The organism is Mycobacterium sp. 3519A, assembly GCF_900240945.1.
Lineage (GTDB): Bacteria > Actinomycetota > Actinomycetes > Mycobacteriales > Mycobacteriaceae > Mycobacterium.
On the sequence record NZ_OESG01000014.1, the window covers coordinates 1,153,061 to 1,166,321 of the forward strand.

15 protein-coding genes are annotated in these 13,261 nt (G+C 66.8%); 9 read left to right on the forward strand and 6 right to left on the reverse strand.

All coding sequences use genetic code 11. The features are described from left to right. Nucleotides 1-23 precede the first annotated feature (23 nt). From C1A30_RS26420 to C1A30_RS26435, 4 genes are read left to right on the forward strand one after another with little or no spacing between them, the layout of a single operon-like run. Entirely contained in the window at nucleotides 24-296 is a 273-nt protein-coding gene (locus C1A30_RS26420) for a hypothetical protein (RefSeq protein ID WP_082964882.1), read from the forward strand. A 37-nt stretch (nucleotides 297-333) separates the two neighbouring features. Beyond that, a complete protein-coding gene (locus tag C1A30_RS26425) occupies nucleotides 334-1,920 on the forward strand; it encodes a S53 family peptidase (protein WP_101951253.1) in 1,587 nt (528 codons plus the stop codon). Continuing rightward, the gene (locus C1A30_RS26430; RefSeq protein WP_101951254.1) at nucleotides 1,917-3,119 is read left to right on the forward strand and encodes a hypothetical protein; all 1,203 of its coding nucleotides are present in this window, start codon (nucleotides 1,917-1,919) and stop codon (nucleotides 3,117-3,119) included. Before C1A30_RS26425 ends, C1A30_RS26430 begins: the two co-directional genes overlap by 4 nt. Continuing rightward, nucleotides 3,116-3,841, forward strand: a complete 726-nt coding sequence (locus tag C1A30_RS26435) for a hypothetical protein (protein ID WP_101951255.1) — start codon at nucleotides 3,116-3,118, stop codon at nucleotides 3,839-3,841. Before C1A30_RS26430 ends, C1A30_RS26435 begins: the two co-directional genes overlap by 4 nt. Here C1A30_RS26435 and C1A30_RS26440 read toward each other — a convergent pair whose 3' ends face one another. Further along, complete coding sequence (locus tag C1A30_RS26440) at nucleotides 3,842-4,453, reverse strand: sigma-70 family RNA polymerase sigma factor (protein WP_101951256.1); 612 nt, start codon at nucleotides 4,451-4,453, stop codon at nucleotides 3,842-3,844. A gap of 387 nt (nucleotides 4,454-4,840) precedes the next feature. Here C1A30_RS26440 and C1A30_RS26445 point away from each other — a divergent pair, with 387 nt between their 5' ends. Then, nucleotides 4,841-6,226: a DUF4118 domain-containing protein gene (locus tag C1A30_RS26445; RefSeq protein WP_235010214.1), complete on the forward strand. Its 1,386-nt coding sequence runs from the start codon at nucleotides 4,841-4,843 to the stop codon at nucleotides 6,224-6,226. Between the two features lie 106 nt (nucleotides 6,227-6,332). Continuing rightward, nucleotides 6,333-6,998, forward strand: a complete 666-nt coding sequence (locus C1A30_RS26450) for a DUF222 domain-containing protein (protein WP_101951257.1) — start codon at nucleotides 6,333-6,335, stop codon at nucleotides 6,996-6,998. Nucleotides 6,999-7,165: 167 nt separating this feature from the next. Here C1A30_RS26450 and C1A30_RS26455 read toward each other — a convergent pair whose 3' ends face one another. The 3 genes from C1A30_RS26455 to C1A30_RS26465 all read right to left on the reverse strand — a co-directional run bounded on the left by C1A30_RS26455 (nucleotide 7,166) and on the right by C1A30_RS26465 (nucleotide 10,218). After that, nucleotides 7,166-7,429: a hypothetical protein gene (locus tag C1A30_RS26455; RefSeq protein ID WP_101951258.1), complete on the reverse strand. Its 264-nt coding sequence runs from the start codon at nucleotides 7,427-7,429 to the stop codon at nucleotides 7,166-7,168. A gap of 112 nt (nucleotides 7,430-7,541) precedes the next feature. Further along, nucleotides 7,542-8,006, reverse strand: a complete 465-nt coding sequence (locus C1A30_RS26460; RefSeq protein WP_235010216.1) for a hypothetical protein — start codon at nucleotides 8,004-8,006, stop codon at nucleotides 7,542-7,544. A 28-nt stretch (nucleotides 8,007-8,034) separates the two neighbouring features. Next, the gene (locus C1A30_RS26465) at nucleotides 8,035-10,218 is read right to left on the reverse strand and encodes an elongation factor G-like protein EF-G2 (protein WP_101952900.1); all 2,184 of its coding nucleotides are present in this window, start codon (nucleotides 10,216-10,218) and stop codon (nucleotides 8,035-8,037) included. Nucleotides 10,219-10,373: 155 nt separating this feature from the next. Here C1A30_RS26465 and C1A30_RS26470 point away from each other — a divergent pair, with 155 nt between their 5' ends. Continuing rightward, the gene (locus C1A30_RS26470) at nucleotides 10,374-10,742 is read left to right on the forward strand and encodes a nuclear transport factor 2 family protein (protein WP_101951260.1); all 369 of its coding nucleotides are present in this window, start codon (nucleotides 10,374-10,376) and stop codon (nucleotides 10,740-10,742) included. 4 nt (nucleotides 10,743-10,746) lie between these two features. Here the strand turns inward: C1A30_RS26470 and C1A30_RS26475 are convergent, their stop codons facing one another. Both C1A30_RS26475 and C1A30_RS26480 read right to left on the reverse strand, forming a co-directional pair. Further along, nucleotides 10,747-11,154, reverse strand: a complete 408-nt coding sequence (locus tag C1A30_RS26475) for a TIGR03668 family PPOX class F420-dependent oxidoreductase (protein ID WP_101951261.1) — start codon at nucleotides 11,152-11,154, stop codon at nucleotides 10,747-10,749. Further along, nucleotides 11,154-11,624 carry a MarR family winged helix-turn-helix transcriptional regulator gene (locus C1A30_RS26480; RefSeq protein ID WP_235010218.1) on the reverse strand — a complete coding sequence of 157 codons (471 nt, stop codon included), beginning with the start codon at nucleotides 11,622-11,624 and terminating at the stop codon, nucleotides 11,154-11,156. The genes C1A30_RS26475 and C1A30_RS26480 overlap by 1 nt, the downstream gene beginning before the upstream one ends. 82 nt (nucleotides 11,625-11,706) lie before the next feature. Here C1A30_RS26480 and C1A30_RS26485 point away from each other — a divergent pair, with 82 nt between their 5' ends. Both C1A30_RS26485 and C1A30_RS26490 read left to right on the forward strand, forming a co-directional pair. Then, nucleotides 11,707-12,303, forward strand: a complete 597-nt coding sequence (locus C1A30_RS26485; RefSeq protein WP_101951263.1) for an FMN-dependent NADH-azoreductase — start codon at nucleotides 11,707-11,709, stop codon at nucleotides 12,301-12,303. A 12-nt stretch (nucleotides 12,304-12,315) separates the two neighbouring features. Next, on the forward strand, nucleotides 12,316-13,215 hold the full coding sequence (locus tag C1A30_RS26490) for a LysR family transcriptional regulator (RefSeq protein WP_101951264.1): 900 nt from the start codon (nucleotides 12,316-12,318) through the stop codon (nucleotides 13,213-13,215). Nucleotides 13,216-13,261 lie beyond the last annotated feature (46 nt).

The following is a 13,261-nucleotide window of genomic DNA, read 5'->3' on the forward strand; positions in this document are numbered from 1 at the left end:
CAAAGGTCGGGAAGGACGAAATCATGGGTCGGATGGGTCGCCGTATCGCGGCGGTTGCCGGTGGCGCCGCGATTGTCACGATGGTCGGCTTGACCGCTTCGTGCGCGAAGGAAGAGGAAAAGGCGCCGGAAACGACGACCACCACCACGACCACGACGACGACCACGCCTGCCGAGACGCCGGCCCCGCCGCCGCCCGCGCCGACGGAGAAGTCGATCAACCCGACCGGTGGAAACCTGTTCACGCCGCCGGTGAAGGCCCCGCCTGCGCCGACCGCCATTCCCGGCGATAACTAGAACACCCTCTGGCCAGCCCGGACGTACGCTGGCTCTTGTGGTTGCCCGGCATTTCACGACGCTGGCGCTTGTCGCTGTCGGGGTGTTCGCACTCGTTTCCGATCTACGGCCCGCGGTGTCCGGCACCTCGGGACTGATCAGCGGGCCGTACGCCTATCTATTGGCCAGTTCCACTGACCTGGGGCCGTCGCACCGCGCGGATACCCAGTTGACCGCCGCGCTGAGCGACACCAGTCGGCCGGATGCGCTCTACGGGTGGGCCGGCGACAACGGTCTGGACGTGCGCTGGCGGCCAGGCGACGAGTGGGCCGTGGTCGAGGGCGCCGCCGAGCGGGTGGCGAAGGCGTTCGACGTCGAGGTGCACGACTACCGCGGGCAACGCGGCCAGGTGTTCTATGCGTCGCCGCAGCAGCCGTCGATCCCCCAACCGCTTCGCGGCGAGGTCACCGAGTTCGGGCGGATTCTCGGCTACACGCCGCACCACACGTCGCGGCCGTCGATCCTGCCGCTCGACGTGCCCGACAGGGGGCTGACGCCCGCGCGGTTGCTGACCACCTACAACGCCGACAAGTTGGCCGCACAGGGCTACACCGGTAAGGGCACCACGATCGTCTTCTTCGCGTTCGACGGCTTCGAGCAGTCCGACCTCGACACGTTCGCCACCACGTACAACCTGCCGAAGTTCACGCCGGTCGTGATCGGCGGCAAGCCGAAGGAAGCGCGCGGTGAGACCACCATGGACCTCGAGGTCGCCCACGCCGTCGCGCCGGATGCGCGCAAGGTCGTGTGGAACGCCCGATCCACTGTGGAGGGCGACGGCGGCTACGAGAAGATCGGCCGGATGCTCGAGGATGCCGATCGGCAGTTCCCGGGAGCGGTTTGGAGCTTCTCGATCGGCTGGGGTTGCGACAAGCTGATCACCGCGGCCGATATGGCGCCCGCCCGGTCGGCGTTGCGGACCGCGCATTCGCACGGCACGACGGCGTTCAACGCCAGCGGCGACCTCGCGGGTTTGGAATGCAAGGGCGGTGACGACTGGTCGTCGCCACCGGGAGCCAGCGATGTGGGTCTGGATTCGGTGGCGTCGCTGCCGGAGATGGTCGACGTCGGCGGCACCACGTTGTCGACGGACGCGAACGGCGTGTGGCAGGCCGAGCAGGCCTGGTTCGACGTACCGTTGTCGCAAGGCACCGGCGGCGGGGTGTCGTCGTTGTTCGACCGGCCGGAGTGGCAGAAAGGCGTACTGGCCGACAAGGATCAGGGCCGCAGGCTGACGCCGGACGTCGCCGCTGTCGCCGACCCGTTCACCGGCGTGCGGATCGTGTTCGACCAACAGGAACTCGTCGGTGGCGGCACGTCGCAGTCGGCGCCGATCTGGGCGGGGCTGGCCGCCGTGATGAATCAGTACCTGCTCGCCAACGGCGGCCGCGAACTCGGCGACCTCAACCCGCTGCTGTATCGGACCGCGGCCGGTGCGCCGCTGCCCGGCTTCCGTGACGTCACGCTCGGTGGCAATGCCGTCGACACCGCGACCCCCGGCTACGACCTGGTCACCGGACTGGGCACCCCGGACATCGACAACCTGGTGCGCAACCTGCTCGTCGTGCAGAGGGTGAGCCAATGAGCAGCCCCGAAGAACAAGTGCCCACCGAGGAATGCCGGATCTGCAAGGTCGACGTCCCGGCAGGCGAATACTGCGGGCTGTGCGGCTGTCACCTGACACCACGGCCGGGCGAAGGGCCGGATTGGTTGCGTATCCGCGACTTTGGCGCCGCGCCAGGGGAGCACCTGCTGCAGCCGTCGCTGGCGAGTTCGTTGTTCCCGCACCTTCCGCCACGGTCCCGCAACGTGTTTCGGGTCGGGCTCGCGCTGGTGTTGGTGGCGTTGGTCGTATTCGCGGTGCTGCGGATGCCCGGCGCGCTGGTCGCCGTCTCGGCACTGGGTTTCCCGTTGCTGTTCGTGTTGTATCTGCACGAGTCCGACGGATTCGACGACCTGCCCGCCCGCAGCTGGGTGCTGGCGGCCGCGCTTGGGATCGCGCTGGGCGTCGGCTGGGTGCTGTTGACCGGGATGATGGTGGCCCGGTCGCTTCAAGTCGGGTTGGGCGTAGGCGTCGCCGGGACCCGGATGTTGAGCACCGGTATCGGAATTCCGCTGGGCGGTGTGCTGCTGATGTTGGCGCCCGTGGTGATCGTCCGACTGCTGGGTCCACCGACGCGGGAAGCGTTGGACGGCTTCATGCTTGGAGCGCTCGGCGCGCTGTCCTTCACCGCGGCCGCGACGCTGACCAGACTGGCCCCGCAGTTCGGCACCGGCGTGGTGACCAGGCGGCCGATGGACAGCCTGCTCGTCGAGGCGGGCATCCGGGGTGTGGCGGTGCCGTTGACCGCGGCGGCGGCAGGCGGGTTGATCGGCGCGGCATTGTGGTTCAAGCGTCCGCCGACCAAGGAGAAGCAACATCCCGGCGTGGTGCGTGCGCTGCTGGTGTGCTTCGCGGCGGCGGTGCTCGCGGTCTACGTCGGCCTCGGGTTGATCGACGTCTCACATTTCCCGCAGATGCTGATGCTGGTCATCTATCTGGCGTTGGCGGCGGTGGCGCTGTTCCTGCTGCGCCTTGGCCTTCACCTCGCGTTGTTGCATGAGGCACACGACGAGATCCAGTCCGACGCGCCGCTGCTGTGCCCGCATTGCGGGCACGTCGTTCCGGATATGGCGTTCTGCCCGGCGTGCGGCGTCGCGACGCGGGCGTCGTCGCGGTCGTCGCGGTCGGCCCGGCGTGACCAGCGACCCGTGCGCACCGACGAGGAGACCGGCGCGTCATGAGCGAGCCGAAGTTCTTTCCCGGCTACGCCGTTCCGTCGGGTACCTACGCCGCCGCGCCGGTACGGCACAGTTCGCATGCCCGTGTGCTGTTGATCTGGTTCAGCGCGATCGCGGTCATCGCCGTGGCATTGGTCGGGGTGACGATGTTGAGAAGCAAACCGCCGGCCCGCTACATGTGCCCGCCCAGTTGTGGGCACCCGCCGACGGGCACACCCGTCGAAACCAATCCCCGGTTCACCGCACCCGACGGCGCGTTCTCGGTGTCGTATCCCGCCGAGGGCACGGCGTACAAGGTGAGCACCGATGCGAACGGGGTGACTGCCGACTTGCAGGCAGGCGACGGCGGCACGCTGCAATTGATCAGCGAGCCTGCGGCCAACCGGTCACCGGAGCAGATCGCCAAAAGCCTTATCAGCCGTACGTTTCCGGACGCCCGCACCGCATACAAGATCCCCAACGCGATGGTGGGTTACCAGCCCGGCTACGGTGAGGCCGCCGACTGCTGGCCGCAGGGCGCAAACAGCAGCTATCTGAAGATGCGGGTGCTGGTGATGGTGGCGGTCAAGAACGACTTGGCGTTGATCGCGGCCGCGGTCGGACCGTTCCGTCAGTTCGGTCCGGACTTCGGCAGCGGCAAACCCTCGGGCGCCAACCTCCAAATCGCCTTGGACATGGGCAAGTACGTCAACAGCTTCGCGTGGCGGGGCGACCCGCCGCGCTGATCACGCGACGTCGGTGAGGCCGTAGCCGCGGTCTCGTGCGACGTGGGCCAACTGCGTGCGAAGCCGGTGCCTGCCGCGGTGCAGTCGTGACATCACGGTGCCGATCGGGGCGCCGGTCAACTCGGCGATCTCCTTGAACCGCCTGCCCTCGATGTCGGCGTAATACACGGCCGTGCGCAGCTTTTCGGGTAGCTGGCGCATCGCTTCGCGAACATCGGTGTCGCCCATCAGATCCAGCACCTGGTCTTCGGCGGAGCGTAGGCCTGTCGAGGTGTGCCTGGCCTCGGCCAGCAGTTGGCCGTCGGTGATCTCGTCGGTCAGCCACTGGGTCGGCCTGCGCTGTTGTTTGCGGTACCCGCTGATGTGGGTGTTGAGCAGGATGCGGTACAGCCACCCACCGAGGTTGGTGCCGTCGCGGAATCCGTGAAAGCCAGCAAATGCCTTGGCTGCCGTCTCCTGAAGCAGATCCTCTGCTTCAGTGCGGTTGCGGGTCATCTTCATGGCCTGCGGATAGAAGGAGTCCAGCAGGGGGACAGCGTCGCGTTCGAATCTCGCGGCCAGTGTCTCGTCGCGAACGGCCTCGGACTCGGGTGTTGCGGTGCTACTGTGCATTCGGCACTCCTGACGGCAACGTAACTCGTTGTTCGCTCACAACTCTCGTGTGAAGTCGGGGCGTTGTCTGCATGGCTGCCCCCCTAACGCCGCTACCGGTTATCCGGCATTGCGCATACCTGCTAGCCCCCATAGCGGGGCCGGTGAAAAAGACTTGCCAGGTGACTGCCACCGCCGCTGCGACGAGGATCGCGGTGGCGACGACATGGCCGACCAGACGTGCGCCGGTGCTGGTGTCCATGTCATTAGACGATGGCGGATTGTGCTGGGTGTGTCGTCCGCGCTGGCGGCCATTCGGGTTTACCGCTAGCGCCACTTGACACCCAATTCAGTTGTCCCACAGCCTATTCACAGGCAGTTGGCAGCGCGCCGAGTTATGCAGAGGGAGTGTCCACGCGCGGGCCCGGCGGCCACCTGCTCTCATTGCTGGTGCGCCCGACTGCGCCACCGATGTGGGTGGGCTTGGTGGTTGCCGCTGCGGCGACGGCGGCCGAGACGCTTCTGGTCGTCGTACTCAGGAGCCTGGCGCCGATGGACACCTTCGGCGTGGTGTATCTGCTGGGCGCACTGGTGGTGGCGATCGGGTGGGGGACCGGACTGGCCGCGGTGACTTCGGTGGTGAGCGCATTCGGGTTCGGCTATTTCCGCGACTGGCCGGACGACACTTTCGACGCAACGGACCTGCGTAACTGGGTGGTGATCGGTGTCTTTCTGGTCATCACCTTGACCGCGAACTCGTTGGCCGGTGTTGCGCGGGCCAGGGCCGCGGAGGCCGAACGCACGGCCGAACGGCAGGCGGCGCTGCGCCGGGTCGCGACCGCCGTGGCGGAAGGCCTGCCGCCAGGTGAAGTGTTCGCAACGGTGACAAAGGAATTGGCGTATGCGCTGCGCGCGCAGCAGGTGGCGTTGTTCCGATACGAACTCGACGGAAGCGCGGTGCTGGTGGCGGCGCACGACGATTCGGGTGGTGACGTGGCTTCGACGGTGCTGGTCGGCGGCAGAACAGCGCCGATCATCGTCGACGGGCAAAAGTGGGGCGTTGCGGTGGTGAGTTCGTCTCGCGCGCAACCATCTCCGGCTGAGACGGAAGCGCGGTTGGCGGATTTCGCGAAGTACGTCGCGATGGCGATCGCGAATGCGCAGGCGCGGGCGGACCTGACCGCATCGCGGATGAGGATCGTGGCGGCGGCCGACGATGCGCGTAAGCGGTTGGAGCGCGATCTGCACGACGGGGCCCAGCAGCGACTGGTGTCGCTGGCGTTGAAGACCCGGGTGACGGAGCAGTCACTGCCAATGGATCAGTGTGAACTGCGCACAGAGTTGAACGAGATCGTGCGGGGGCTCAGCGATGTGTCTGAGGAGTTGCGCGCGATCTCGCGCGGCATTCACCCGGCCATCCTGTCCAAAGGCGGTCTGGCGCCAGCACTTCGGTCGCTGGCGTGCCGGTCGACGGTGCCGGTGGAACTCGACGTGGACGTGCCGTCCCGGTTGCCGGACCGGGTCGAGGTCGCTGCGTATTACGTTGTGGCTGAGGCGCTTACGAACACCGTCCGGCATGCGCACGCCGACGAGGTGAAGGTGACGGTGAAGGCGTCAGACGGCAACCTCGACCTGGTCATCGAGGACGACGGCACCGGCGGCGCCGATCCGTCGAACGGGTCGGGTCTGATCGGGTTGGTCGACAGGGTCGAGGCGGTCGGCGGACACCTCTGGGTCAACAGCCCGATCGGTGTCGGCACCTCGCTGGCGGCGAGTATCCCCTGCGCGGCCTAGCACTGTGGTGTGACATTTCCGGATATTTATCCCCAGGTGCGTGTTCATCCACAGCTGGCGGGTTGTGGGCTGTGGTGGGTCGGTGGGGGGTGGATAGCGTTGGGTCATGGGCGAATTCACGAGTGGGGAGGCGGCGCGGCAGCGGTTTGACGCGTTGGCTGATCAGGTGGATGCCGCCTATGCCCAGATGCGGGTGTTGTGCTCGGAGCAGGTGGGCAATGAGTTTCGGGCAACCTTTAGTGAACGGTTGGAGACCCAGGAGCGGGTTAATCGGGGGTTGATGTATCGGTTCTTCGGTCAGATCGCTGATCCGCCCGATGAACCGAGGATGGCCCCGCGGATGGTCAACAGTCTGGCCGCGCGGTTGCGGATCACCCCCGGTGAGGTCAAAGCCCGGATGAAAACCGCCGCCAAACTCACGCCGCGCCGCCAACTGTCCGGGCCGCCGTTGGCGCCGGTGCTGCCGTATGTGGCCGCCGCATTGACCGGCGGGCAGATCGGTGTCGATCACGTCAAGGCCATCGCCAAAGCCATCAAGGGTTTACCGGCCAACGTTTCGGCCACCGATCGTGACGAGGTGGAAGCCTCGCTGGTGGGTGAGGCGATCAAAACCGACGCCGAGATCGTCAAGAAACTGGCCAAACGCATCGATGAGATCTTCAACCCCGACGGCGACTTCACCGAGGGCGACCGGGCGCGCAAGCGCGCGCTGGTGCTGGGCCCGCAGNTCTTACCTCTACTATCTCCATATTACTTATTCTTCTTCCAGTAAAAGCACGAGCCTCACGTACACACCCACGCGTAGGCTCGCAGGCAGCGTCAGATTTGTATAAGAGCCCGACACCAACCACGCCCACCACCCCGAAGAACTCCTCCACGGCAACACCGACCCGCCGCAGAAGAGCGACGAGTGATGTTGCGGCTCAGGGAGTTATGCGTTCACCAGCGCCAGGGGTGCCAACCCCATCCGTGCCCCCAGTGGTAACCAGGCCACCCGCCGCGGAAGCCGCCGTACCCGCGCCCGTACCCGTGCCCCCATCCATGGCCGTGGTCGTAACCGCGCCAGTCGACGGGCTGCACCACCGCGGTGCCTGAATGGGCGCTGTCGGTGCTGGCGTTGGCGACTCCCGCACCGATGCCGAGGCTGGACACACCGATGGCGCCGGCGATCGCCACACTGCCGATAACCCGTTTGAAATTCATAAGAACTCCTCGAAAATGCCTATCAATAGGGAAGATTGCGCTCTTCCGATTTCCAGGTTTCTCCGCGGGCGGGCAGGCGTCGTCCCGGTTGGCGCCCAAAACAGACCCCCTGCTACCCGGTAATGTCCGACGCGATTCGCTTGGCGGCCGCGGGCCAGTCCGGCACATGAACCACCCAGTCGGGAATTTCACTGTCCTGCGGTCCGAACAGATACAGGTGCGGAACGACGTCGCGAATCGCCGCGTGCACGTCGAGCCGGTCGTCGATCATGTGCGTGACACCCAGTTCGCGGCAATGCGTGGCCTTGTCCGCGCGTTCGCGGCAGAACCGCACATTGCTGCGCGGCAACCCCGTGCGCCGGTAGAAGTCGTGGTGGTCCAGCCAGGCCACCGTTTTGAGTTGCGTCTCGACACCGCATTTCGAGATGATCCACGCCCTGCCGCCGAACATGTCGACCAGTCGCGGGAGCACCTCGAACACGCCGGGGGTGGCAGGCGACGCCATCGCGTCTTCCAACGTGGAACCGAGGAAGCTGGTGTCGGCGGCTTCGTCCGCGCCAAGGCCGCCCTCGATCACACGGCCGAAGTCGATGCCGAGAACTGGTTCAGGCAGACGCTTTCACCTTGGCTGCCGCCGACTCGGGCATCGGCTCGTAGCGCGCAAACGACCGCGTGAACGATCCGGATCCGTGCGACAGAGACCTCAAATCGATTGCATAGCGCGTCAATTCGACCTCGGGTATCTCCGCCTTGATCATCGTGCGGTCCTCGCCGACCTTCTCTGTGCCCAGCACCCGACCCCGCCGCCCGGCCAGATCGCCCATCACAGCGCCGACCATGTCGTCGGGCACCAACACCGACACCACGTCGACCGGTTCGAGCAGGTTCACCCGCGTCGCCGCCGCCGCCTCGCGCAGCGCCAGCCCGCCTGCCATCTGGAACGCGAAGTCCGACGAGTCCACGCTGTGCGCCTTACCGTCGAACAGCGTCACCCGGATGTCGACGACCGGATACCCGGCGCCGACGCCCTTCTCCATTTGTGCGCGCACACCCTTCTCCACGCTCGGGATGAAGTTGCGGGGCACCGCGCCGCCGACCACCTTGTCGACGAACTCGAAACCCGACCCTTCCGGCAGTGGCTCAACCTCGATGTCGCACACCGCGTACTGGCCGTGCCCGCCGGACTGTTTGACATGCCTGCCGTGTCCTTTGGCGTTGCCGCCGAACGTCTCTCGCAGCGGCACCCGCAACGAGACGGTGTCGACAGCCACCCCGTAGCGACGGGCCAGCGCATCGAGCACCACGCCGGCGTGCGCCTCACCCATGCACCACAGCACGATCTGATGGGTCTCCGGGTTCTGCTCGATGCGCAGCGTCGGATCCTCGGCGGCAAGCCGCTGCAATCCCACTGACAGCTTGTCCTCGTCGGTCTTCGCCCGCGGTTGCACCGCGACCGGCAGCAGTGGATCCGGCATGGTCCACGGCTTGAGCACCAGCGGATCAGATTTGTCGGACAGCGTGTCGCCGGTCTCGGCGCGGGACAGCTTGCCGATCGCGCAGATGTCGCCTGCCACCACCGACGGCGCGGGCCGCTGCTGCTTGCCAAGCGGGAACGACAGCGTGCCGATCCGCTCGTCTTCGTCGTGGTCCGCATGCGCGGCCATCGCGCCCGTATCGGTATGTGAGGAAAGGAATCCGCCGGAGTCGACGAACTGCGAGAGATGGCCGGACACATGCACAGTCGCGTCCGGCCGGATGGTCCCGGAGAACACCCGGACCAGGCTGACTCTGCCGACGTACGGGTCCGACGTGGTCTTGACCACCTCGGCCAACAGCGGACCGTCCGGGGCGCAGGTCAACCCGTTGCGGGCTTTGCCCTGCGGGGTGAACACCTCCGGCAACGTGTGCTCGGGCGGCGACGGGAATCCGCTGGTGATGATCTCGAGCAATTCCAGGGTGCCGACGCCGGTGCCGCTGCACGCCGGAATCACCGGGAAGAACGACGCCCGCGCGACGGCCTTCTCCAGGTCGTCGATCAGCACCGCCTGGTCGATCTCTTCACCACCGAGGTAACGCTCCATCAGCGTCTCGTCCTCGGACTCCTCGATGATTCCCTCGATCAGCGAGCCGCGCATCTCCTCGATCGCATCGGCATACGACGCGTCGGGTGCATGCATCCCGCTTCGCTTGCCGTTGGCGTACTCGTAGTGCGTCTGTGACAGCAGCCCGATCAGGCCTGTGCACGGGGTGTCGGCGGCCAGATACAGCGGAAGCACCTTGTCCCCGAACGCTTCCTGCGCCGCGGCCAGTGCGCTCTCGTAGTTGGCCCTGGCGTGGTCGAGTTTGGTGATCACCACGGCGCGCGGCATGCCGACCTGTGCGCATTCCAGCCACAGCGACTTGGTCGGATCGTCGACGCCTTCGTTGGCGGCGATCACGAACAGCGCGCAGTCCGCGGCCCGCAACCCGGCCCGCAACTCGCCGACGAAGTCGGCGTAGCCGGGGGTGTCGATCAGGTTGACCTTGACGCCGTCGTGTTCCAGCGACGCGAGTGCCAGGCCGACCGACCGTTGCTGTGCGATCTCCGCCTCGTCGCTGTCGCACACGGTGGTGCCGTCGACCACCGAGCCTTGTCTGGTGAGCACCCCGGAGGCTACGAGCAGCGCCTCGACGAGTGTGGTCTTGCCGCCACCCGATGGTCCCACCAGCACCACGTTGCGGATGGCGGCCGGACTGTCCGCGGTCGGGGCGGCTCCGGCGCCCTGGGAAGTTGTCGCTTTCTCAGCCATGACATGTCCTCCTGACGGCAGCAGCATCGCTGCCGGGGCGTGTGGTAAACCACAATTCCCCCAATCGACACCGAGCACAAGCGATTCGGCGAGTTTCGTCGCAGCTACCCCGCAGGTAATCGACACCTGATCGCACCGCCGCCAGGCTTACGCCCATGATCAACTTCGACGAACTCGCACAGCGCTACATCGACACCTGGAATCAGACCGACCCGGACGTCCGTCGCACCGCGGTCGCCCAGCTTTACACCGCCGACGCCAGCTACACCGACCCGCTCGCGGCCGCCGAAGGGCACGACGGCATCGCCGCGATGATCGGTGCCGTGCAGGACCAGTTCCCCGGCTTCACATTCCGGTTGGCCGGGCCGGTCGACGGCCACCACAACCAGGCCCGCTTCGGTTGGGAGCTGGGTCCGGCGGGCGCCGAGGCGCCGATCGTCGGATTCGACGTGGCCGTCATCGACGACTCCGGCCGAATCGAGACCGTGCTGGGGTTCCTGGACAAGGTGCCCGCAGCGGCCTAGCGGGCTACGCCTGCCAGGAGGCCCACCGCCGCACCTCGACCGTGACCACCGGTCCGTCGAGCGCAACGCGTTGATATTGAACATATTTCGCGCGCAGCAGGGCGTAGCCGGCGGCCATTTCCTCACCGCTGTAATGGACCGCCGCTACGCCGTCCGCGCGCACCCACCACAACTGGGACCAGTCGTCGTCGTAATGGTCGACGAGCATGCTGACCGCCGGGTTGGCCTCGATGTTGGCCAACCGGCGAAGCCGTTGCGTGGATTTACGTTTGGCGTCGACGGCGGTGTACACGACGCCGTCGTGCACCGCGAAGACAACCGGCACCACATGCGGTTTCGCGTCGGCGCCCGCCGTGGCGAGCATCGCCACCGGTGAGGCCGCGAACATGGCCTGCGCCTCGTTGTCGGCCATCAGTCCAGAGTATTCCGCGCCGCTTCGGTACACGACACGCCTGATGCAGCGCGCGCCAGCAGGTCGTACAACGTCTGCTGCTCCTCCGGCGTGAGCGCCTCGAGCACGCGCTGCTCGACACCGGTCAGCAGCGCCTCGACGTCCTTCAACCGCGCCTGCCCCGCATCGGTCAGCGAGACGGTATGGCGCCGCCGATCCTGCGGCGACCGCCTGCGCTGCACCAGGTCGTCGCTTTCCAACTCGTTGAGCAGCGCGACGACATTCGTCGGATCCATGCCGAGCGTCCCCGCCAGATCGGACTGGCTCTGCTCGCCGTGATCGCGCAACAGCGTGAGCACGATGACGTGCCTGGCGCGCAGCCCCAACACCTCGAGTTCGGCCTCCGCCTCGGTCTGCATCCGACGAGCCAGGTGGACAAGCAGCGGTGTGGACAGGTGCTCCGCGGGGCGAACTATCGGCAGGTCATCCACCTGACCAGGCTACTGGAATAAACCAACACTCGGCCTGGTATAGATAGTTTGTATTACACCAACGATCTATGGAGGACTACAGATGGCCCACCTGCTGCACATCGACTCGTCCGTACAGGGCGACCGGTCCGTCAGTCGTCGGCTGACCGCCCGCGCCGCCGACCGCTGGCGTGCGACGCACCCCGGCGGCACCGTCACCTATCGCGACCTCGCGGCGGACCCGATTCCTCACTTGGATCCTGCGACCGCGGCCACACTCAGCGCCACGCTGGTCGACGAGATCAAGCAAGCCGACACCGTGCTGCTCGGCCTGCCGCTGTACAACTTCGGCGCGCCGAGCACCGTGCACGCCTGGGTCGACCACATCGTCGCGCCGGGCCTGTCGATCGATCCCGAAACCCAGCAGGGTCTGCTCGGGGACACCGATTTCGTCGTATTGGCCAGTCGTGGTGGCGGATACGGTCCGGGTACGGCCCGCGAAGGCTGGGACCACGCGCAGACCTGGCTGACCCACGGCGTGTCGATGACAGGCCTGCAGCCGCGATTCATCACCGCCGAACTGACGATGGCCGACGTCAATCCGGCGATGGCCGACTTGCGGCCGCTGGCCGCCGACAGCCTCAACCGGGCGCTGGCCGCCGTCGACCTGTTATGGACTGCAGACGAAAGCGCCGCGTAACCTCACGAAGCCATGGAGTTCCGTGAACTCGCCGCATTCGTCGCGATCGTCGAGGAGGGCGGTCTTTCGGCGGCGTCGCGGCGCCTTCACATCAGCCAGCCCGCGCTGTCCCAGACAGTGAACAACCTCGAGCGCGAACTGGCCGTCAAGCTGTTGGTGCGCAGTAGCACCGGCGTGCAACCGACGGCAGCCGGGAGCACGCTGTTGTCCGAGGCACGCGCGGTGCTCGCGCGTCGCGACCAGGCGTTGGCGACAATGGCCGAACTGACCGCCGACGGCGTCAGCGTCATCAGGCTCGGCGTCCCGCTGGAGTTGGACCCCGACGTGCTGCGGCCGACGCTGGCGCGCTTCTCCGAGAAATCTCCCAACGCACGGGTTGTCCCGCGCCAGTTGTCGACTGCGGCGCAGTTCGCAGCGCTGCGCGACGACACCCTCGATGTCGGCCTGGTGCGTGAACGCCCGGCCGGTCCGGAGTTCGACGCGATGCTGGTATCGCGCGAGAACCTCGGGGTGCTGATCGCATCCGAGTTGGCCGATGAACTCGTCGGGCCCGACGGCGTGCAGTTGGCCGCCTTGCAGAGGCTGGGGTGGGTCGGCTTCCCGCGCGCGGGCAGTCCGGCCTGGTTCGACGAACTGACCTCGATCCTGCGTCGCCACGGCATCGACGTGGGCCCTCCGGTGCCGGACGGTCTGGAGCTGATCGCGGCGATGAAGTTCGCGGCGGTCAGCTCGGGCCAGGCGTTTGCGCTTGCCCCGTCGCGGTTGGTCGATCAGATGCCGGATACGGTCACTTGGGCGCCGCTGGCAGACAATCCGCTGGTCCGCAGGACCTGGGCGGTGTGGCTGGCCAGCCTGCGCAGGCGCGACGTCGGACAATTCATCACCGAGTTCGACACCGCCGACGACAGCTGACGCCACAGAAGCGTTGCAGCGCGGGCGATTGCGTCGGGTTCGGCCA